This is a genomic window from Hydrogenophaga sp. T66, from assembly GCF_057219855.1.
Genome location: NZ_JBXVVX010000001.1, coordinates 144280 through 164171, shown reverse-complemented (window position 1 = coordinate 164171; position 19892 = coordinate 144280). Strand labels below are relative to the sequence as shown.

At 70.6% G+C, this 19892-nt stretch carries 14 protein-coding genes; 6 read left to right on the top strand and 8 right to left on the bottom strand.

Annotated features, from left to right (window positions below; genetic code table 11):
* Positions 1-2 precede the first annotated feature (2 nt).
* The 3 genes from AC2D80_RS00690 to AC2D80_RS00680 are packed head-to-tail and all read left to right on the top strand — an operon-like array spanning position 3 to position 2414.
* The gene (locus AC2D80_RS00690; protein ID WP_484631049.1) at positions 3-797 is read left to right on the top strand and encodes an HAD-IIB family hydrolase; all 795 of its coding nucleotides are present in this window, start codon (positions 3-5) and stop codon (positions 795-797) included.
* Complete coding sequence (locus tag AC2D80_RS00685) at positions 794-1981, top strand: MFS transporter (RefSeq protein WP_484631048.1); 1188 nt, start codon at positions 794-796, stop codon at positions 1979-1981. Before AC2D80_RS00690 ends, AC2D80_RS00685 begins: the two co-directional genes overlap by 4 nt.
* A gap of 52 nt (positions 1982-2033) precedes the next feature.
* Positions 2034-2414 carry a hypothetical protein gene (locus tag AC2D80_RS00680; protein WP_484631047.1) on the top strand — a complete coding sequence of 127 codons (381 nt, stop codon included), beginning with the start codon at positions 2034-2036 and terminating at the stop codon, positions 2412-2414.
* Positions 2415-2428: 14 nt separating this feature from the next.
* On the opposite strand, the gene AC2D80_RS00675 is transcribed toward AC2D80_RS00680, so the two are convergent.
* A complete protein-coding gene (locus tag AC2D80_RS00675; protein WP_484631046.1) occupies positions 2429-2785 on the bottom strand; it encodes a hypothetical protein in 357 nt (118 codons plus the stop codon).
* 85 nt (positions 2786-2870) lie between these two features.
* Positions 2871-8870, bottom strand: coding sequence for an excinuclease ABC subunit UvrA (uvrA, locus tag AC2D80_RS00670; protein ID WP_484631045.1), 6000 nt, complete (start codon positions 8868-8870; stop codon positions 2871-2873).
* 152 nt (positions 8871-9022) lie between these two features.
* Between uvrA and AC2D80_RS00665 the strand changes: the two genes are divergently transcribed.
* Positions 9023-10129, top strand: a complete 1107-nt coding sequence (locus AC2D80_RS00665; protein WP_484631044.1) for an ABC transporter substrate-binding protein — start codon at positions 9023-9025, stop codon at positions 10127-10129.
* Between the two features lie 57 nt (positions 10130-10186).
* Here AC2D80_RS00665 and AC2D80_RS00660 read toward each other — a convergent pair whose 3' ends face one another.
* The 3 genes from AC2D80_RS00660 to AC2D80_RS00650 are packed head-to-tail and all read right to left on the bottom strand — an operon-like array spanning position 10187 to position 11621.
* Positions 10187-10855: a DsbA family protein gene (locus tag AC2D80_RS00660; protein ID WP_484631043.1), complete on the bottom strand. Its 669-nt coding sequence runs from the start codon at positions 10853-10855 to the stop codon at positions 10187-10189.
* A complete protein-coding gene (locus AC2D80_RS00655; RefSeq protein WP_484631042.1) occupies positions 10852-11094 on the bottom strand; it encodes a DUF1289 domain-containing protein in 243 nt (80 codons plus the stop codon). Before AC2D80_RS00655 ends, AC2D80_RS00660 begins: the two co-directional genes overlap by 4 nt.
* Entirely contained in the window at positions 11091-11621 is a 531-nt protein-coding gene (locus AC2D80_RS00650) for a YbaK/EbsC family protein (RefSeq protein ID WP_484631041.1), read from the bottom strand. The genes AC2D80_RS00655 and AC2D80_RS00650 overlap by 4 nt, the downstream gene beginning before the upstream one ends.
* A gap of 151 nt (positions 11622-11772) precedes the next feature.
* Between AC2D80_RS00650 and AC2D80_RS00645 the strand changes: the two genes are divergently transcribed.
* Positions 11773-13782, top strand: coding sequence for a hypothetical protein (locus AC2D80_RS00645; RefSeq protein WP_484631040.1), 2010 nt, complete (start codon positions 11773-11775; stop codon positions 13780-13782).
* Between the two features lie 93 nt (positions 13783-13875).
* Positions 13876-15873: a hypothetical protein gene (locus AC2D80_RS00640; RefSeq protein WP_484631039.1), complete on the top strand. Its 1998-nt coding sequence runs from the start codon at positions 13876-13878 to the stop codon at positions 15871-15873.
* A gap of 18 nt (positions 15874-15891) precedes the next feature.
* Here the strand turns inward: AC2D80_RS00640 and AC2D80_RS00635 are convergent, their stop codons facing one another.
* The 3 genes from AC2D80_RS00635 to AC2D80_RS00625 form a co-directional block, all read right to left on the bottom strand.
* Positions 15892-16800 carry a hydroxymethylglutaryl-CoA lyase gene (locus AC2D80_RS00635; protein WP_484631038.1) on the bottom strand — a complete coding sequence of 303 codons (909 nt, stop codon included), beginning with the start codon at positions 16798-16800 and terminating at the stop codon, positions 15892-15894.
* Between the two features lie 61 nt (positions 16801-16861).
* Positions 16862-17788 (bottom strand): 2-hydroxyacid dehydrogenase, encoded by a 927-nt coding sequence (locus AC2D80_RS00630; RefSeq protein ID WP_484631037.1) that lies wholly within the window; start codon positions 17786-17788, stop codon positions 16862-16864.
* Between the two features lie 68 nt (positions 17789-17856).
* Positions 17857-19890 (bottom strand): acetyl/propionyl/methylcrotonyl-CoA carboxylase subunit alpha, encoded by a 2034-nt coding sequence (locus AC2D80_RS00625; protein ID WP_484631036.1) that lies wholly within the window; start codon positions 19888-19890, stop codon positions 17857-17859.
* Positions 19891-19892 lie beyond the last annotated feature (2 nt).

The following is a 19892-nucleotide window of genomic DNA, read 5'->3' as shown; positions in this document are numbered from 1 at the left end:
CCATGCGCCCTCTTGCCGACTGGCCGGTGGCGGACCGCGCGCCGATCCTGGGCGTGCTGACCGACATCGACGACACCCTCACCACCGACGCCCGCCCCGACGCCGAGGCCCTGGCGGCCATCGCGCGCCTGCGCGCGGCGGGGCTGCCGGTCATTGCCCTCACGGGGCGGGCGGTCGGCTGGAGCGAGGCCGCCGCGCGCGACTGGGGGCTCACCGCGCTGGCCGCCGAAAACGGCGCGGTGGCGCTGTGGCGGGACGGCCGGCGCCTGCGCCGCGCCCACGCGCAGCCCGCGGCCCACCGCCGGGCCCACGCCACACGGCGCGCCACCGCCTGGCGCGCGGTGCAGGCCGCCCTGCCCCACGCCCGGCTGGCGCGCGACAGCGCCGGGCGCGACACCGACCTGGCCATCGACCACGCCGAGCACGCCCGGCTGAGCGGCGCGGACGTGGACCGGGCCGCGAGCCTGCTGCGCGCCGCCGGGCTGCGCGTGACCGTCAGCAGCATCCACCTCAACGCCTGGCTCGGCGCCCACGACAAGCTCAGCGGCGCGCGCTGGCTGGTGCGCCACCGGCTCGGGCGCGACCTCGACGCCGAGGCCGACCGGTGGGTGTTCGTGGGCGACTCGGCCAACGACGCGGTGATGTTTGCCCACCTGCGGCACACCGTGGCCGTGGCCAATGGCGCCGGCGCGCTGGTCGGTCTGCCGCGCCCGCCGGCCTACCGCACCGGCGCGCCGCGCGGCGCCGGGTTTGCCGAAGTGGTCGAGGCGGTGCTGGCCGCGCGGGGACGGGCGTGAGCGGGGCGCCGCCGCTGGCCCGCCGCGGGCTGTGGGTGATCTTCGGTTCGACCTTCTTCGAACTGGTCGGCTATTTCATGCTGACACCGCTGTTGCTGTTGCGCCTCAAGGACGCGGGCGAGTCGACCGCACTGGCCGGCCTGTTTGCCGCCACCGGCTGGCTCGGGGTGTTCCTGATGACGCCCTTCGCCTCGGCGGTGACGGCGCGGCTGGGACGCCGGCCCACGCTCTGGCTGGCCGCCGCCATCCCGGTGCTGGCGACCGCCGGCTTCGCGCTGACGGACAGCTTGCCGCTGTGGTTTGGCCTCGAACTGGCGGCCGGGATGGCGGCCGGGCTGCGCTGGGTGCTGGCCGAGGCGGTGGTGGCGGAGTTTTCGCCGCCCACCCAGCGCGGACGGATGGTCGGCTTGTTTGAAACCATGGTCGGCGCCACCTTCGTGCTCGGCCCCCTGCTGCTGGCCTGGGTCGGACCGCAGGCGCCGGCAGCGATCTGGATCGCGCTGGGCTTCATGGCCGCCGGTCTGCTGTGGAGCCTGGCGATACCGCCGCTGCCGGCCGCGGCCGACGCGCACGAGGCCCGGGTGGGGCTGGCCGGTGTGTGGCACGCCCTGCGCGCCCACCCGCTGATCATGTCGGTCGGCTTCGTCGGCGGCTTCTTCGAAAGCGGCCTCACCGCGATCCTCCCGCTGTACGGCCTGGCGCTGGGCCTCGGCGCCACGGCGGCGGCGCTGCTGGTGTCGGCCAGCGGGTTGGGCAGCGCGCTGATGATGCTGCCCGCGGGCGTGCTGGCCGACCGCATGGCCCACCACCCGGCCGCGCGCTGGGGCGACGCCCCGGCGGCGCGGCTGACGCTGATGCGCGCGTGCGCGGTGATCACGCTGCTGGCGACGCTGGCCATCCCGTGGGTGGCGGGGATGCCCTGGCTGGCCGCGCCGGTCGCCTTTGTGTGGGGTGGCGCGGGAGGCTGTCTCTACACACTGGCCATGATCGACATCGGCTCGCGCGAGGGCGGCATCACGCTGGTCAACAGCACGGCGGTGCTGGTGCTGAGCTACACGCTGGGCGGCGTGCTCGCGCCGGCGCTGGGCGCGGCCGCGCTGCAGTGGGCGCCGGTGCTGGGCTTTCCGGCCCTGTTGCTGGGCGTGGCGGCGCTGGGCGTGGTGTTGCTGCGGCGCGCGGCGTGAACCTCGCCGCGCGATCGGCATCAGAGCTTTCAACCCCACCGCGAGGACCTTCATGGCCATATCCTGGATCACCGCGCTGCGCGTCATCCCCTGGGGCGACGTGATCGAACACGCGCCCAAGGTGCTGGCGGCCGCGCGCAAGCTGCTCGACAAGCAGGAAGCGCCGCCAGCGCCGGTGCCCACCAGCCCGCCGCTGGACCCCGCGGCCGAGCCACCCAGCCTGGGTGAATTGCGCAACCGGCTCATCGAGGCGCGGCAGTGGCTCGATCAGCAGGCCGCGGCGCAACAACAGCTGACGCAGACCGTCAGCGAACTGGCCGAACAGAACGCGCGCCTGGTGGCCGCGGTGGAGCTGCTGCGCGTGCGCACGCGCGTGTTGATCGTGGCGGTGGTGGTGCTGGCGGTGGGCGTGGGCGTGCTGCTCGCGCGCTGAGCCCGCGGCGACGGTCAAGCCCGCTTGGCGTCGACGTCCGCGTCGCAACCCGCGCCGGCCGCGATCCAGCGGCGCGCGACGCGGCGCAGCGCGGGCGCGGCCCAGGCCCAGCGCGGACCGAGCACCCCCGGCGCATCGGTGATCGCGCCGCAGCGGTACACGCGCTGGGCGCTGTCCCAGCGCAGCGCGTCGCAGGCGCCGCGCCGGCGGCGCGAGATCACCATCCCCAGCGGGCAGGGCTCCAGCAGGCAACACACGCCGCAGCCGTTGCACGGCGCACCCAGCGCCGGCTTGGCCGGCGCCGAGGGTTCGATGTGGATCACCCGCCGCTTCAACGCCGCACCCCGGAAACGCCCGCGCCGCGGACACATCGCCAGCACACACCGCGGAACGGGCCCCGCCCGTCCGCTGGTGTGGTCCCCCCGGGGGGAAGCCGCGACGCGGCGCCGGCGGGGCTCATGTCCGGGCCAACACCGGCGCCAACACACGCCCGGTGTGCGTGCCCGCGGCCACGACGGCCTCGGGCGCCGCGGCCGCGACCACCCGGCCGCCCCCGGCGCCGCCTTCGGGTCCCAGGTCGATGATCCAGTCGGCCTCGGCCATCACGTCAAGGTCGTGCTCGATCACCACCACGCTGTGGCCGCCATCCACCAGCCGGTGCAGCACGCGGATGAGCTTCTCCACGTCGGCCATGTGCAGGCCCACGGTCGGCTCATCAAGCACGTACAGCGTGTGCGGCGCCTTCTGGCCGCGGCGGCCAACCTCGTCGCGCACCTTGCTGAGTTCGGTGACGAGCTTGATGCGTTGCGCCTCGCCGCCGCTGAGCGTGGGCGAGGGCTGGCCCAGCGTCAGGTAGCCCAGGCCCACGTCCTTGAGCAGCTGCAGCGGGTGGCTGATGGCCGGCATGGACGCGAAGAACTCGACCGCTTCGTCGACCGCCATCTGCAGCACGTCACCGACGCTCTTGCCCTTCCAGGTCACGGCCAGCGTTTCGGGGTTGAACCGCGCGCCGTGACAGGTTTCGCAGGGCACCTTCACGTCCGGCAGGAAACTCATCTCGATGGTGCGCATGCCCTGGCCTTCGCAACTGGGGCAGCGGCCTTCGCCGGTGTTGAAGCTGAAGCGGCCCGGGCCGTAGCCGCGGGCCTTGGCCTCCAGCGTGTCGGCAAACAGCTTGCGCACCGTGTCCCAGAAGCCGATGTAGGTGGCCGGGCAGGAACGCGGCGTTTTGCCGATGGGCGTCTGGTCGACCTCCAGCACCCGATCGACCGGCTCGCTGCCGAGCAGCTTGTCACAACCGACCCACGCCGGCCGCTCGCCCGCCTCGTCCCAGGCGCGGCGGCCGGCGGCCGTGCTGCGCTGGGCCACGGCCGCCGCGGTGTTGGTCAGCAGCACATCGCGCGCCAGCGTGGATTTGCCCGAGCCGGAAACACCCGTCACCACCACCAGCCGGCGCAGCGGCACGTCCACGTCCACGCGCTGCAGGTTGTGCAGCGCGGCCCCGCGCAGGCTGAGGCACTCGCCGTCGGCCGCGACCGGGCGGCGCGGCTGCAGCGGGTGCTTCATCGCGTGGCGCAGGTAGCGGCCGGTCAGCGATTCGTCGCTGGCCGCGAGGTCGTCGACCGAGCCCTGGGCCACGACACGGCCGCCGCGGCGTCCCGCGCTGGGACCGATGTCGATGATGTGATCGGCGCGGCGGATGGTGTCCTCATCGTGCTCCACGACCACCAGCGTGTTGCCCTGCCGGCCCAGCTGGTGCAGGGCATCGAGCAGGATCTGGTTGTCGCGCGGGTGCAGGCCGATCGTGGGCTCATCCAGCACGTAGCACACGCCTTGCAGGTTGCTGCCAAGCTGGGCGGCCAGCCGGATGCGCTGGGCCTCGCCGCCGCTGAGGGACGGCGCGCCGCGGTCGAGCGTGAGGTAGTTCAGCCCCACCTGCTCCAGAAAGGCCAGCCGGCCTTCAATCTCCGGCAGCAGGTCGCGGGCGATGTCGGCCTCGCGCTGCGTCATCACCGGCAACTCGTCAGCCAGCCGTTTCGCCGCCGGGCCGCCCCAAGGCGAAACAGCCCCCTCGGGGGGCAGCGACCCGCGCAGCGGCGGAGCGTGGGGGCCCATCAGCTCGCGCACCCAGCGCCGCACCTCGCTGACCGACAGCCGCGCGACGTCGGTGATGCCCACGCCGTTGAAGCGCACGGCGCGCGCCTGGGCGTTGAGCCGCGTGCCTTCGCAGGTCGGGCAGGCCTCGTCGGTCAGGTCGTCCACCTCCGGTTCGGCGAAGCTCTGTTCGCGGCCCTTGTCCTGGTCGTCGCGGACCGAGTCGTCCAGCGCGCGGCGCTGCTCGCGCGAGAGTTTCACGCCCGTGCCCACACAGTCGGGGCACCAGCCGTGTTTGCTGTTGTAGGAGAACAGGCGCGGGTCCAGCTCGGGGTAGCTGGTGCTGCAGACCGGGCAGGCGCGCGCGGTGCTGAACACCTGCACCGCACCCAGGCCGCGCGTGGAACGCCCCTCGGCCAGCGCGGCCTGCAAGCCATCCAGCGGGTGCAGGAGGTGCAGCGTGCCCTTGCCCAGCTCCAGCGTGCGCGCCAGCTGGGCGCGCAGTCCCGCCTCATCGGCCGGGTCGATCACCAGATCGGCCACCGGCAGTTCGATGGTGTGCTCCTTGAAGCGGTCGATGCGCGGAAAGTTCGTCGTGGGCAGGAACTCGCCGTCCACGCGCAGGTGGGTGTGGCCGCGCGGACGCGCCCAGTCGGCCAGCTCGGTGTAGACGCCCTTGCGGTTGACGACCAGCGGCGCGAGCAGGCCCACGTGCTGGCCGGCGTACTGGCGCAGCAGCGCCGCGGCGATGCTGTCGGCGCTCTGCGGCTTCACCGCCGCGCCGTCGTGCACGCAGTGCTGCAAGCCCAGCTTCACAAACAGCAGCCGCAGGAAATGCCAGACCTCGGTGGTGGTGCCGACCGTGCTCTTGCGGCCACCGCGCGACAGGCGCTGCTCGATGGCCACCGTGGGCGGGATGCCGTAGACCGCATCCACCTCGGGCCGGCCAGCGGGCTGCACGATGCTGCGCGCGTAGGCGTTCAGGCTTTCGAGGTAACGGCGCTGGCCTTCGTTGAACAGGATGTCGAAGGCCAGCGTGCTCTTGCCCGACCCGCTCACGCCCGAGATGACGTTGAACTTGCCGCGCGGGATGTCCACGCTGAGCTGCTTGAGGTTGTGCTCCCGGGCGTTGACGATGCGGATGGCGTCGCCCCCGGCACGCCGGCGCACGAGGCTGCCCAGGTACGGTGCGGGTGCGGTTTCGGCCACGGCCACCACGCGGTCCATGGCCTGCGCGTACTCGCGCAGCGCCAGCGCGGTGTGGCTGCTGGGGTGGTCGCGCACCACCTCGGGCGGCCCCTCGGCCACCACCAGGCCGCCGCCCGTGCCACCCTCGGGGCCGAGGTCGATCAGCCAGTCGGCGGCGCGGATCACGTCGAGGTTGTGCTCGATCACGATGAGCGAGTGGCCGGCGTCGATCAGCTTGCGCAGCGAGCGCATCAGCTTGGCGATGTCGTCGAAATGCAGGCCGGTGGTGGGCTCGTCGAACAGGAACAGCGTGCCCTTGCGCGACAGGGGCTGGCGGCTCGCGCTCGCGGCCTTGGCAGCCTCGGCCAGAAAGCCCGCGAGCTTCAGACGCTGCGCCTCGCCGCCCGAGAGCGTGGGCACAGGCTGGCCCAGCTTCACGTACTCCAGGCCGACGTCGACGATGGGTTGCAGGGCGCGGATCACCTCGCGGTCGTGGGCGAACAGCTGCGCCGCTTCGTTCACGGTGAGATCCAGCACGTCGGCCACGCTGAGCGGGCGGCCGCCGCGCTCGATGGTCACCTCCAGGATCTCGGGGCGGTAGCGCTTGCCGTCGCAATCGGGGCAGCGCAGGTACACGTCCGAGAGAAACTGCATCTCCACGTGCTCAAACCCCGAGCCGCCACAGGTGGGGCAGCGCCCGTCGCCGCTGTTGAAGCTGAACTTGGCCGGCGTGTAGCTGCGCTCGCGCGCCAGCGGCGCGTCGGCGAACAGCGCGCGGATCGCGTCCCAGGCGCCCACGTAGCTCACGGGGTTGGAGCGTGCGGTCTTGCCGATCGGCGACTGGTCGACGAACACCACATCGGCCAGCTGCTCGGCGCCGAGCAGGCGGTCGTGGGCGCCGGGTGCCTCGGTGCTCTGGCCGAAGTGGCGCATCAGCGCGGGCGCGAGCACGTCCTGGATCAGCGTGGACTTGCCCGAGCCGGACACGCCCGTGACCGCGACCAGGCGCTGCAGCGGGAACTCCACCGACACGTTCTGCAGGTTGTGCTCGCGCGCACCTTCGAGGATGAGCCGCGGCGTGCTGTCGGTCACCGCGCGCTTGAAGCCCATGCCGATGGTCTTGCGCGCGCCGAGGTAGGCGCCGGTGAGCGTGTCGGCGGCGCGGATTTGCTCGGGCGTGCCGTCGAACACGATCTGCCCACCGCGCTCGCCCGGGCCCGGACCCATGTCGATCAGGCGGTCGGCCGCGAGCATCACCGCCGGGTCGTGCTCCACCACCACCAGGGTGTTGCCGGCGTCGCGCAAGCGCTTCATCGCGTCCACGATGCGCGCCATGTCGCGCGGGTGCAGGCCGATGCTGGGCTCGTCAAGCACGAACAGGGTGTTGACCAGCGAGGTGCCGAGCGCGGTGGTGAGGTTGATGCGCTGCACCTCGCCGCCGCTGAGCGTGCGGCTCTGACGGTCCAGCGTGAGGTAGCCGATGCCGACCTCGCACAGGTAGCGGATGCGGGTGTTGATTTCTTCGAGCAGCAGCTTGAGCGCCTGCTGCTCACCGGCGCTACCGGCCTGTGCGGGTGCGATCGAATCGAAGAAGCGCCGCAGGCTGGTGAGCGGCATCAACATCAGGTCGTGCAGGCACAGGCCGGGCAGCGCTTCGAGCTGCGCGCGCGACCAGCGCACGCCCGCGGGCAGGTAGCGCTTGCCGGGTTCGAGCACCGCGTCGGCCTGCGCCTTCGACCCGAGGCGCCAGAGCAGGCTGTCGGTCTTCAGGCGCGCGCCGCGGCAGCTCGGGCATTCGGTGTAGCTGCGGTACTTGGACAAGAGCACGCGGATGTGCATCTTGTAGGCCTTGCTCTCCAGGTACTCGAAGAAGCGGTCCACGCCGTACCACTGCTGGTTCCACTTGCCGTTCCACTGCGGCGAGCCGTGCTTGACCCAGGCCTGCTGCTCGGGCGTGAGCTTGGCCCACGGGGTGTCGCGCGGGATGCCCGCGGCCTCGGCGTGGCGCATCAGGTCGTCCTGGCACTCCTTCCAGGCGGGCGTCTGGAACACCTTGATCGCGCCGCTGCGCAGCGTGAGCTTGTCGTTCGGGATCACCAGACCGTAATCGACACCGATCACGCGGCCAAACCCGCGGCACGCCTCGCAGGCGCCCACCGGCGAGTTGAACGAGAACATCGAGGGCGTGGGCTCGGTGTAGCGGATGTCGCTTTCCGGGCAGTGGAGACCTGTCGAGAACTTCCAGATGTCAGACGCCCCCACGCTCCCCGCTGCGCGTGGTTCGCTGCCCCCCGAGGGGGCTGACCCGCCTTGGGACGGCCCGGCGGCGGGTCGTCCGGCTTCGCCCTCGTCCTTCAACGCGTACACGGTGAGCCGACCACCGCCGCGCTTGAGTCCGACCTCGATCGCCTCCATCACGCGCGCCGTCTCCGCGGTGGACAGGCGGAAGCGGTCGGCCACCACGTCGAGCACCTTCACCGCCTCGATCACCGGCTTGGCTTTTTTGCCCTTCGCGGGCGCTTCGTCCTTCAACTCGCGCTGCACCGTGCGCTCGGCCTGCACCCGGGTGTAACCGCTGGCCGAAAGCCACTGCGCCACCTCGTCGGCGGTGGTGTTGGCCGGCAGCTCGACCGGGAAGGTGAGCACCAGGCGCGGATCGCCCTGCGCCTGGCTGCGCCGCTGCAATTCGCCAAAGATGGTCTCGGGCGAGTCGTGGCGCACCGCCAGCCCGGTTTCGCGGTCAAACAGCGCGGCGCCGCGGGCGAACAGCAGCTTGAGGTGGTCGTTGAGCTCGGTCATCGTGCCCACCGTGGACCGCGACGAACGCACCGGGTTGGTCTGGTCGATCGCAATCGCCGGCGGCACGCCATCCACCCGATCGACGGCGGGCTTGTCCATGCGGTCGAGGAACTGCCGGGCGTAGGCGCTGAAGGTCTCCACGTAGCGCCGCTGGCCTTCGGCAAACAGGGTGTCGAACACCAGGCTCGACTTGCCCGAGCCACTCGGGCCGGTGACCACCGTGAGCTCGCCGGTGCGGATGTCGAGATCCAGGCCCTTGAGGTTGTGCTGGCGGGCGCCGCGGATGCGGATCAGGCCCTCGTCGCTGCCCGGATCGCCCCGCTGTTCGTCGGGCTCGGCCTGGGCGGCGGCGGCGGGGCGGTGGTCATCTGACATGCGGGGCTCCGGAGGGACAAGCGGAAGATTCTAGGGAGCGCGATGCCAGGCCGCGATGGCCTACGTCATTTCCACACTGGTTCCCGGGGGGCATCTGCACAGAATCACCCCCGGAAGCCCTTGCTGCCGCCCCCGGAACCGGAGACCGACCGATGCCCAAACGATGGATTGCCCTGCTCACCCTCAGCCTGACAGCCACCTGGGCCCAGGCGCAGCTGCGCATCGGTCAGCCGTCGGGCTTCACCGGCTCGGTGGCCGCTGGCGTCAAAGAGAACACCGACGGCGCCCGTTTGTACTTCGACGCGGTGAATGCCCGCGGCGGCGTGAACGGCCAGCCGATCGAACTGATCTCCGTCGATGACAAGTTCGACCCCAAACTGACGGTGGACCTCGCCCGCGACCTGATTACCCAGAAAAAGGTGCTGGCCCTCTTCCTCAACCGTGGCACCCCGCATTCGCAGGCGCTGCTGCCGCTGTTGGCGGAGTTCAAGGTGCCGCTGGTGGCGCCCAGCACCGGCGCCATGGTGTTGCACGAGCCGGTCAACCCGTGGGTGTTCAACGTGCGCGCGACCTACCAGCGGGAAGCCGCACGCGCCATCGAACACCTTGCCGCCATCGGCCAGACCCGCATCGCCGTGCTGGAGACCGACGACAGCTTTGGCGCCGATGGCGCCGCCGGCGCCATGCAGGGGTTTGCGAAGGTGAAGCTCGAACCCGTGCTGCGTCAGAAGACGCCCCGCGACAAGCCCGATTTCGGCGCTGTGGCGGCGGAGATCACCAGGCTGCAGGCACACGCGGTGATGGTCATCGCTTCGGCCGGCAACACCGCCAGCGCGGTGAAGGCCTTGCGCGCCGCCGGCTCGCGGGCCCAGGTGGTCACGCTCTCCAACAACGCGTCCGATGGATTCATCAAGCTGCTCGGCGAACACGCGCGCGGCGTGATCGTGACCCAGGTGTTCCCCAACGAGCGCTCCGTCAGCTACGGACTGATCAAGGAAGCGCAGGACCTGGCCAAGGCCAAAGGCCTGGACGGCGTCTCGCCCGCGATGATGGAAGGCTTTGCCGGCGCCAAGGTGCTGACCGAAGGCCTGCGCCGCGCCGGACCCAATCCCACCCCGCAGAAGCTGCGCGATGCCCTCGAGGGCATGTCGCGCTACGACCTCGGGGGACTGACGGTGAGCTACAGCGCCACCAGCCACACGGGTCTGGATTTCGCCGACCTGTCGATCATCGACGCAGGCGGGCGCTTCCGTCGCTGAGCCTGCCCCGCGGCGGCGCGGTTCGGCCGCGCTGCCGACACCGCGGCCGGGACCGTCTCAGCCCACCCGGCTCACGCCCACCGGCAGCGCGGCGGCCTGCTCCCAGGCGCCGCCCTGGAACCAGGCGTCACCCGCCAGCCACGCCGCGAGCATCGGCAGCGCGTCAAAGCCCCAGAACACGCGGCCCTGCACCACCATCGCCGGCACGCCGAACAGCCCCAGCCGCAGCGCGGCCTCGCCGTTCTCGCGCAAGCCGGCTTTCACGGCGTCGGCCGCCGGCCAGTCGCGACCCGCCTCACGCACGTGATCGCGCAGCCGCGCCTCCAGCGCCGCCAGACGGCCCGGATCGGCCGCGTCGGCGCCGCCGTGCCACACGTGCTCAAACAGCTGGGCCGTGACCCAGCGGCTGGTGGCCAGGGGCTCGTCGGGGTGGGCCGTGGCCAGCCCCAGGCGCAACAGCGGCAGCGGATTGAACGGATGGGCGGCCGGCAGGTCGAGGCGGATGCCGTGGGCGTGGCCCAGCCACTGCACCTGCCGGTAGGTCCAGTCGCGCTTGGGCGCAATCTCGGCCGGCCCGAGCTGCCCGTGGGCCTTGAGCAGGCCGGCGAACAGCACCGGCCGGTACCGCACCGTCACCGCGTGACCGCGCAGCGCCTCGGGCAGCGCCTGGAACGCCAGGTGCGCGTAGGGAGAGATCGGGTCGTAGAAGAAATCGATGTCGATCACGGCGCGCTCCCGGCGGGCGTCAGGCCCTGGCGGGCCTCGATGTCGCGCCACACGGCCAGCTTGGTGGCGTCGTCCAGCCGCGCCCAGGCGCCGATCTCGGCCAGGGTGCGGTGGCAGCCCACGCAGCGCTGCTGACTCGTGTCGTCGAGGCGGCAGACCGAGATGCAGGGCGACGGCGCCACCACGCCGGGCTGGCGTGCGCGGGCGGCGGCGAGCGTGACGGGCGGCGATGCACTCACGACCGGACCTCCGCGGGCGCCTGCGTGACGTCGGCCACCGGCGCGCCGGTGTAGGCCTGCAACTGCGCCGGGGTGAGGGGAAAGACGGCGTGCGGGTGACCGGCGGCGGCCCACACGGTGTCAAAGCGGAACAGCTCGGCGTCGATCAAAGCCACCGGCCGCCTGGCGTGTGCCAGCGGCGATACGCCGCCGATGGAAAAGCCGGTCTGCGCCTTCACGAAGTCGGCGTCAGCCCGCCCCAGGCGACTGCCCTGATCGCACACCAGCGCCTCGACCTTGGCTTCGTCCACCCGGCGGTCGCCGGAGGTGACCACCAGCACCGCGCGCTCGCCATCGGGGTGGTTCTTGCGGCGGAACACCACGCTCTTGGCGATCTGGCCCAGCGACACACCCAGCGCGTCGGCGGCCTGCTGGGCGGTGCGCGCGGCGTCGTCGAGCCAGCGCGGCGGGTGCGGGTGGTTGAGGGCGAGCAGGCGGTCGGTGACGCGCTGCACAGCGTCGGTGGACGAGGTCGGGTCGGTGGCCATCGCGAGATGGTACCGGGGTGCCAGAAGCCTCGGGCGAGCGGGGCGAGCGGGGCGAGCGGGGCAACTGGCGACGCCATCGGGCGCCGGGCGGATGGCATGCAGGCGGCCATGTCCCCACAGTGGCCCCATTCCCAACGCCGCCGCCCGACCGATGTACGCCTACCTCACGTTTGTCACGTCGCCCAAGATTCAATGGTTGGTCGACTTCTACAGCGAGTTCCTGGATGTGGCGCCGGTGGCCAAGCTGCCGCAAGACCATGTGGAATATCGAACTCACCTGGTCGATGTCGTCATCAAGCAGACCACCGCGGGTCTGGACGCGTCGGCGCAGCGGGAACACCGGAGCTGCCTGCTGTCTTTCGCCCTGGCGATTGAACACATGCACAAGAACGAAAACCCCCTGACGCGGGAGGCGGGCCCCCGACCGGGGCGCCAGGACAGCATCCTTCCCTACCTGTACCTGGCCATGGCCCACCGGCTGGCCGACCCCGCCCACCGGAGCCAGCGCGAGGCCCGGATCAACCAGATCATCAGCAGCCACCACATCACCGAGGCCGCCCGGACGCCGACCGCAGCGCAGCTCAACCACCTGCGCGACCTCGCCACCATGGTCCCCGACGCGTCCCTGGACCTGTGCGTGCAAGGCTTGGTGTCTGGCCTGGAGATGTGGCTCGACAGCGAGCCGCCCGGCAAACCCGTGGTGGACGTCAGCAAGATAGCACCGGACTCCAAGCTCGGCCGCGTGATGCGCGACCTCGCCCGGGAACTGGACTCCACCGGAAATCGGTCCCGGGAGGGCAGCTTCCGGCTGTCGGTGGTCTTGTGGGAGCACTATTTCTTCGTTCCGGTGGCGGCCCGCGCCCAGTGGATGGCCATGCTGCGCGATCTGGTGGCCCGGCGTGCCGGCCAGGCCTTGACCCCCACGGTGGACCAGATCACGAAACTGGGCATGGAGGCCTGCGCACTGCAGGCGTCGATCGCCGCGGTGCTGGACCGCGCGCTGTCCACCCCCGCATCGGGCCCCGCGTTGATCGAACTCATCGAGGCCGAAACGGACGCCGAGTGTCACAGCGCGCGGGCGGCCTACGCCGCGCGACAGGACGCCATCTGGCGCGCCAGCCTCGACGCCACACGGCGCGGCGTGGCCTTTGGCCCGGTCGGTGATGACCTCAACGCCCTGGCGCTGAAGACCATGGACCAGCTGGTGGCTTCGCAGGACTACCGCATCCCGCCGCCCAAACCCACCCCGACCACCCCAGCCACCACCACCCAGCCCCTCGCCCTCGCGGCCAGCACCGACGACCCCATGCCCCACGCCTGGTCGGTGGCACGGCTGGTCCGGTGGATCGAAGGACCCGTGGTCGAGAAAGCGCCTCGGCGGCTGGACCGCGCCGCACTCGCCCGCGGCGTCACCGTGGGCAAGGCGACCAGGACGCCCCAAACGCCGCGAGCAGCCGGCCAGGAGGTCGCCGCCGCGGGTGAGGAAGCCATGTCAGACGGTGAAGTCACCTCGCTGGTGAGCGACGCCCTGGCCGACACCGCGCGCTTTTTTCTGGGCGACCTCGACGACATGGTCACGCGCATTCGCGTGCAAGGCTTGATCGTGCCGCCCGGCGCTGACATCCACACGATGCACGACCGGCTGGAAGCCGTGTGTCAAGGACGGCTCGCGGACGATGACGCCCGGCACGCGCTGTTCGAGGCGGAGGCCTTCACCCAAACACTGCGGCGGTCCGTGCAAACGGCACACGCCGAGCAGCAACTGCGCCAACGCTTCGATGCCGCCCTGCGACAGGCCCTGGCCACCGAGGCCATGGCGCTCGGCCGGCGCCAGGGTGGACGCATCGCCTGCCCGCTCCAGCAGCGCGACTGGTCCTGGGTCGCCGACGCCTACCACGGCGCCTGGTGGCCCACCACGCGACAACTGGACGCCGACGGCACACCGTATCCCCTGCGCCCCGACCAGGCCCTCGCGCTGTACGTCACCGGCTCCAGCCAAAGCGGCGCCCTGTTTGATGTGTCGGTGCATCTCTGGCAACGCCGCCCCGGCCGCCTCAGCGGCCCAGGGCAAGCGAGCGTCCCCTGGACCGCCATGAACACCGACGACTGGTTCGACACCTACATCACCTGCGCGGTGCTGCACGTGCAAAGCGCTGGTTGAAGCCGGATCGGTCACCCCGCTGGGCGGTCGAGCGGATCGACGGCGACCGCCAGGCCCCAGACACTGAAACACCCTGACGTCACGGAGCTTCACATGATTGGCTGGTTTGAATGGGACGAGGCATCGCAAAAGCTGGTGGTGGTGATTCCACCTTGGGACTGCGTGGATGCGCCAGCGATTGAGCCGTCGATCGTGAATCGTCGGACCGGCGCATGGAGCGCCAAAATCAAGGCCATGGATTTGCCCCGCGGTTTGGGTGCGTTGTTCGGCACGGCATTCACACCTGCAGCATCCTGGGTACCCGACGATCTGTTGGATCACGCTGCTGACGTGCTTTTGACCATGCATTCCCCGCCAGAGCTGGGATTAGTGCGAGCGGCCAAGGTCAGAGCGGACATTGAAGAGTATTTCGCTGAACTGACACAGGCCGGGGTAAACACCAAGGCGGCTGTAGACAAGCTGTTCAGCGCCGCGATGCTGATGTCCCCCAGCACGCGCCCGCTTTACAACGTCGATCTGATCGCGCGGATGCGCGAAGGGTTCCACGACAACGCCAAGACCGTCGAGCCCCACAAGACAATCAATGCCCAACTGAAGCGGTTGCAGCAGATCTTCTTTGGCGCACCGGCACCTAAAGCCCTGGCGCTGCCTCAAACCGAGACCATTGAGGCGCTGATGCTGAGCCTGATCCGCCGAACTGTCTTCTCGCTCAGTCCTGTCAACCGGCGGATGTTCGTCGACAGCGCGGAGAAAGTTAACCAGTCGGGCCATGCCGGATTTCTGCGTTTGCTGGCCATGCGACTGGTCAGTCAACCTCGGGGAGACATCCCTCTGTACGCGGTTTGCCAACCGATGAGCAAGGTCATCAAGACGATCGCCGAGCAAGGAAGCAGTCAACCGGTGCCAGACGCCAACGAGCTCGCCAACTGGATTCTCGACATGGTCGACAGCTTGATCCAGGCCAGCGTCGCCTCAACATACCGATTCACGCGAACCTACTTGGTCACCGTACAAGCGCAGCCCTGGTCAGCGCAACTGCGGCGATCCAGAGACATTTTGGAGCGCCACAACAAGCAAGGTGCCGATGAGCGTCTCGCCCTGCGGTCCCGCTGGTTGGCCGGCAAGGCGGCCGACACTGCGCCGTCCATTACTTTGAGCGCCAACCCTTCTGCGGCATCCGCCGACACCCCGGCACACACGTGGCCGGTGGATCGACTCGTCCGCTGGATCAACGGACCGGTGACCGACAAACAGATGGCCGGCAAGCTCCTGAAGGACACCAAACAAGCCCTGGTTTTGGACACAGAACTGCTCGCGCAGGACAGAAACCGGGCTGGCATCAAGGCGCCGAAGGGACGCGACAGTCTCCAGCTCACCCAACCCCAGGTCGACGCCATCATCTGGACTGGCATTGCTCAATCGGCCGAGTACCTGCGCGACGACCTAAACGCCCTCCTCGCGCTGGTCAAAACGCTGACCAGCGGTGGCGGTCACCCTCCGGCCGAACTCAACACCCCCACCCAGCAGGCCACCGAAGCGCTCTCCTCCGTCACCACCACACTGACTGCCATCAACGCCCCCAAGCGGACCATCAGTCTCAGCCTGGCGCAAGTCACACTCAGCGCCGTCAATGAAAAATTGGAAGGCCTGCGCACCGCCATCAAACCGGTCCAGGCCGCAGCCGAACGCCTTTCCCGGTTCGAACGCTGCCTGAGCGATCTCCTACTGCAAGAGGCGTTGACGCCCGGGCGAAAGCTGGGCGGCGTGATCGCCTGTCCGATGCCGATGTCCCAATGGGCGGCCGTCCGGGATCGATTCCACCAGCGCTATTGCACACCTGTGCAAGCCTTGACCACTAACGACCGACGCACCCTGCTGCGATCAGATCAGGCCTTGGCCCTACATGTCACCGGCTCCAGCCAGAGCGGCTACGCGTTTGATGTGTCGGTCCATTTGTGGCAACGCCGTAACGACTCGCGCGTGGACCCATTCGATCAGAACAATGGGGAGGCCTTTCCGGCGATGACAACACCGGACTGGTTCGACACCCTCATCACCTGCGCGGTGCTGCACGTTCCGGAAAAGCAGTGAGGCGCCGGTCAGGCCCCCTCACCCCGCCCGCTTGGCCAGCAGCGCCCGGCCCACGCGCGAGCCGGTCGGGCGGCCCAGGGCTTCGCTGATGAAGGCCCCGGCGTCCACCAGGGCGTCGAGGTCGATCCCGGTCTCGATGCCCAGGCCCTGCAGCAGGTACACCACGTCTTCGGTGGCCACGTTGCCGGTGGCGCCCCGGGCGTAGGGGCAGCCCCCCAGACCGGCCACCGAGGACTGGAAGTTCCACACCCCCAGCTGCAGCGCTGCCAGGGTGTTGGACAGGGCCTGGCCATAGGTGTCGTGGAAGTGGCCGCTGAGGTCGTCGAGCGCGTAGTGGGCCAGCGTGGCCTCGATGGCGCGCTGCACCTTCAGCGGCGTGCCCACGCCGATGGTGTCGGCCACGTCGACGCGCTGCACGCCGATGGACTTCATCAGCCCGGCCAGGCGCCCCACCCGCTCGGGCGCGATGTCACCCTCGTAGGGGCAACCCACCGTGCAGCTCATGGCGCCGCGCACGCGGATGCCGGCCGCAAGCGCGGCCTCGACCACCGGTGCGAAGCGCTCGATGCTCTCGGCGATGGAGCAGTTGATGTTCTTCTGGCTGAACGCTTCGCTGGCGGCCCCGAACACGACGATCTCGTCCGGCCGGTCGGCCAGCGCTGCCTCAAAGCCCTTGAGGTTGGGCGTGAGCACGGCGTAGCGCACGCCGGGCTGGCGCTGCAGGCCCGCCATCACCTCGTGGTTGTCGGCCATCTGCGGCACCCACTTCGGGCTGACGTAGCTGGTGACTTCAATCTCCCGCAGACCCGCGGCCTGCAGGCGGTGGACCAGCTCGATCTTCACCGCCGCGGGCACGGGCTGTTTCTCGTTCTGCAGGCCATCGCGGGGGCCGACGTCAACCAGCTGGACGTGGGAAGGCAGGGACATGAACAACTCCAGGGGCAAGGCGGGGTGATGGGGCGGGGAGGGGCAAGGTCGGTGGCCCGGTTCAGTAACCGCGCGCGGGATCGACCACGCCGGCGATGGGATCGCCGCGCTCCAGCGCCGCGATCTTGTGCGCGATCTGCGCGATGCTCTCGGCGCGCAGGGTGCGGGCAGCGGTGTGGGGCGTGACGGTGATGCGCGGGTGATGCCAGAACGGGTGGTCGGCGGGCAGGGGTTCGGTGCGAAAGACATCGAGCGTGGCGCCGGCGAGGTGACCGCTGTCCAGCAGAGCCAGCAGGTCCTCGTCCACCACATGCCCGCCGCGGGCCACGTTGATCAGCACCGCGCCGGGCTGCAGACGGCCGAGGGTGTGGCGGTCGAGCAGGTTCTCGGTCTCGGGCGTGAGCGGCAGCAGGTTCACCAGCACGCGGCACTGCGCCAGAAAGCCGTCCAGCCCATCGGCGCCGTGGTGGCAGACCACGCCCTCGATGCGTTTGGGCGTGCGGCTCCAGCCGTGCACCGGAAACTCGAACGCCCCCACCGCGCGCGCCACCCGCTCGCCCAGCACGCCCAGGCCCATGATCCCGACCGGCCAGTCGGCCCGCTCGCGGGGCTTGCGGTACGACCATCGCCCGGCGCGCGCGTCGGCCTCGTAGCCGTCGAACTCGCGGAAGTGGCGGATCAGGGCGTGGCACACGTATTCGGCCATCTGCACCGACATGCCGGCGTCGTCCAGCCGCACCACGCGCAGGGACGGCGGCAGGCGCAGCGGGAGCAGCGCGTCCACGCCGGCCCCGATGTTGAACAGGGCGCGCAGGCCCGGTTGCGCGTCGATGAAGGCCTGCGGCGGCGCCCAGACGACGGCATAGTCGGCGGGCGCGGCGGGCGCGCCGGGCTGCCAGATGTCGACGTCGGCCTGGGGCAGCGCGGCGCGCAGACCGGCCTGCCAGGGCTCGGGCTTGTTGGCGGTGAGGCAGAGGGTGATTCGCATGGGCGGCAGCCTAGCGCGGCGCGGCGGGCGTGTCAGTCGCCGCCGCGCGCGCTCGGACGCGGCGGGAATCAGGCGGTGGTCAGGCGCAGCAGTTCGGCGCCGTCGCCAACCTGATCGCCCGGCGCAAACAGCAGCTCGGCCACGGTCCCGTCGGCCGGCGCGGTGATGGTGTGCTCCATCTTCATGGCTTCCATCACGGCCAGGGCCTGGCCCTTTTTGACCGCGTCGCCCGCCTGGACGGCGAAGGACACCACCTTGCCCGGCATGGGCGCGGTGAGTCGGCCGCCCTCGGCCTCGGTCTCGCCGGCGTGGGCCAGCTCGTCTATCTCGACCAGCGTGACCGCGCCGGCGGGCGTGAAGACATGCAGGGTTTCGCCCTGCGCCCAGACCTCCGCCACCACGCGGTGACCCGCCCAGCGCAGATCGATGCGACCGCCCTCGAGCGGCTCGAAGGCCAGCGCGTGTTCATGGCTACCATCGCGCAGGGTGAGGCGGCCCTCGCGGCCGTAGGTCAGCAGCGCTTCGCGGCGCTCCTCCCCCCATGCGAACACGAAACGCCGCGTGGCCAGACCGTGGGAGCGGAAACCGTCGCGGCGCGACAGCGGGTCGGCGCCGGCCTGGGCTCGCTCGGCGAGCAGTGTGTGGGCCACGGCGGCGGCCATCGCGGTGCCGGCGTCCACGCGGGTCTGGTGGAACAGGCGGTCGGCCTCGCGCGGGATGAGCGCGGTGTCGAGCCGCGCCTGGGCAAACGACGGCGTGGCCAGGATGTGGCGCAGGAACTGCACGTTGGTGGCCAGGCCCACGATGCGGGTGTCGGCGAGCGCCGCGTCGAGCCGGGCGAGCGCCTGCTCGCGCGTGTCGCCGTGGACGATGAGCTTGGCGATCATCGAGTCGTAGTACGGGCTGATCGCGTCGCCCTCGCGCACACCGTCGTCGAAGCGAACACCGGCCGTAGGGCCGCCGCTGCCGTTGTCGCGCTGAAACGCGGCGTGGGCCGGCTTCCGGTAGACCTGCAGCGTGCCCGTGGCCGGCAGGAACTGGTTGTCGGGGTTTTCGGCGCACAGGCGCGCTTCGATGGCGTGGCCGTGCATGCGCAGTTCGTGCTGCTGCCGCGGCAGCGGCTCGCCGCTGGCCACGCGCAGCTGCCATTCCACGAGGTCCAGGCCGGTGATGGCTTCGGTCACCGGGTGTTCCACCTGCAGCCGCGTGTTCATCTCCATGAAATAGAAGCGCATGGCCTCGGGGTGGTCGTAGCCCTCGGGCTGCTCCACGATGAATTCCACCGTACCGGCGCCCACGTAGTTCACCGCCTTCGCGGCGGCCACCGCGGCCTCGCCCATGCGCTGGCGCAGCGCGGGCGTCATGCCGGGCGCGGGTGCCTCTTCCAGCACCTTCTGGTGGCGGCGCTGCACCGAACAGTCGCGCTCGAACAGGTAGACGCAGTTGCCGTGGGCGTCGCCAAACACCTGGATCTCGATGTGGCGCGGGCGCTGCACGTATTTCTCGATCAGCACGGCGTCGCTGCCAAAGCTGTTGCGGGCCTCGCGCTGGCAGCTCGCCAGCGCGGCGGCGAAGTCTTCGCTCTTCTCGACCACCCGCATGCCTTTGCCACCGCCGCCCGCGCTGGCCTTGATGAGCGCGGGGTAGCCGATGCGGTCAGCCTCGCGCTGCAGCAGGGCCGGGTCCTGGTCGGCCCCGTGGTAACCGGGCACGAGCGGTACCCCGGCCTTTTCCATCAGGCGCTTGGACTCGGCCTTCAGACCCATGGCCTCGATCGCCGACGAGGGCGGGCCGATGAAGACCAGACCGGCCTTCGCGCAGGCGTCGGCGAAGGCCTCGTTCTCGCTCAGGAAGCCGTAGCCCGGGTGGATGGCCTGCGCGCCGGTGGCCTGGGCGGCGGCGATGATGCGCTCCCACTGCAGGTAGCTGTCCTTCGGCGCCGACCCGCCGATGTGCACCGCCTCGTCGCACGCGGTCACGTGCTTGGCGCGGGCGTCGGCGTCGGAATACACCGCCACGGTCTTCACGCCGAGGCGGCGCGCGGTGGCGGCCACGCGGCAGGCGATTTCGCCCCGGTTGGCAATCAGGATCTTGTGGAACATGG

Bases quoted from the DNA above. Each gene is read 5' to 3' on its own strand.
- AC2D80_RS00690 (WP_484631049.1), top strand. From the start codon at position 3: ATGCGCCCTCTTGCCGACTGGCCGGTGGCGGACCGCGCGCCGATCCTG.
- AC2D80_RS00645 (WP_484631040.1), top strand. From the start codon at position 11,773: ATGTACGCCTACCTCACGTTTGTCACGTCGCCCAAGATTCAATGGTTG.
- AC2D80_RS00640 (WP_484631039.1), top strand. From the start codon at position 13,876: ATGATTGGCTGGTTTGAATGGGACGAGGCATCGCAAAAGCTGGTGGTG.
- AC2D80_RS00675 (WP_484631046.1), bottom strand. From the start codon at position 2,785: ATGTGTCCGCGGCGCGGGCGTTTCCGGGGTGCGGCGTTGAAGCGGCGG.
- AC2D80_RS00680 (WP_484631047.1), top strand. From the start codon at position 2,034: ATGGCCATATCCTGGATCACCGCGCTGCGCGTCATCCCCTGGGGCGAC.
- AC2D80_RS00650 (WP_484631041.1), bottom strand. From the start codon at position 11,621: ATGGCCACCGACCCGACCTCGTCCACCGACGCTGTGCAGCGCGTCACC.
- AC2D80_RS00635 (WP_484631038.1), bottom strand. From the start codon at position 16,800: ATGTCCCTGCCTTCCCACGTCCAGCTGGTTGACGTCGGCCCCCGCGAT.
- AC2D80_RS00625 (WP_484631036.1), bottom strand. From the start codon at position 19,890: ATGTTCCACAAGATCCTGATTGCCAACCGGGGCGAAATCGCCTGCCGC.
- uvrA (WP_484631045.1), bottom strand. From the start codon at position 8,870: ATGTCAGATGACCACCGCCCCGCCGCCGCCGCCCAGGCCGAGCCCGAC.
- AC2D80_RS00630 (WP_484631037.1), bottom strand. From the start codon at position 17,788: ATGCGAATCACCCTCTGCCTCACCGCCAACAAGCCCGAGCCCTGGCAG.
- AC2D80_RS00665 (WP_484631044.1), top strand. From the start codon at position 9,023: ATGCCCAAACGATGGATTGCCCTGCTCACCCTCAGCCTGACAGCCACC.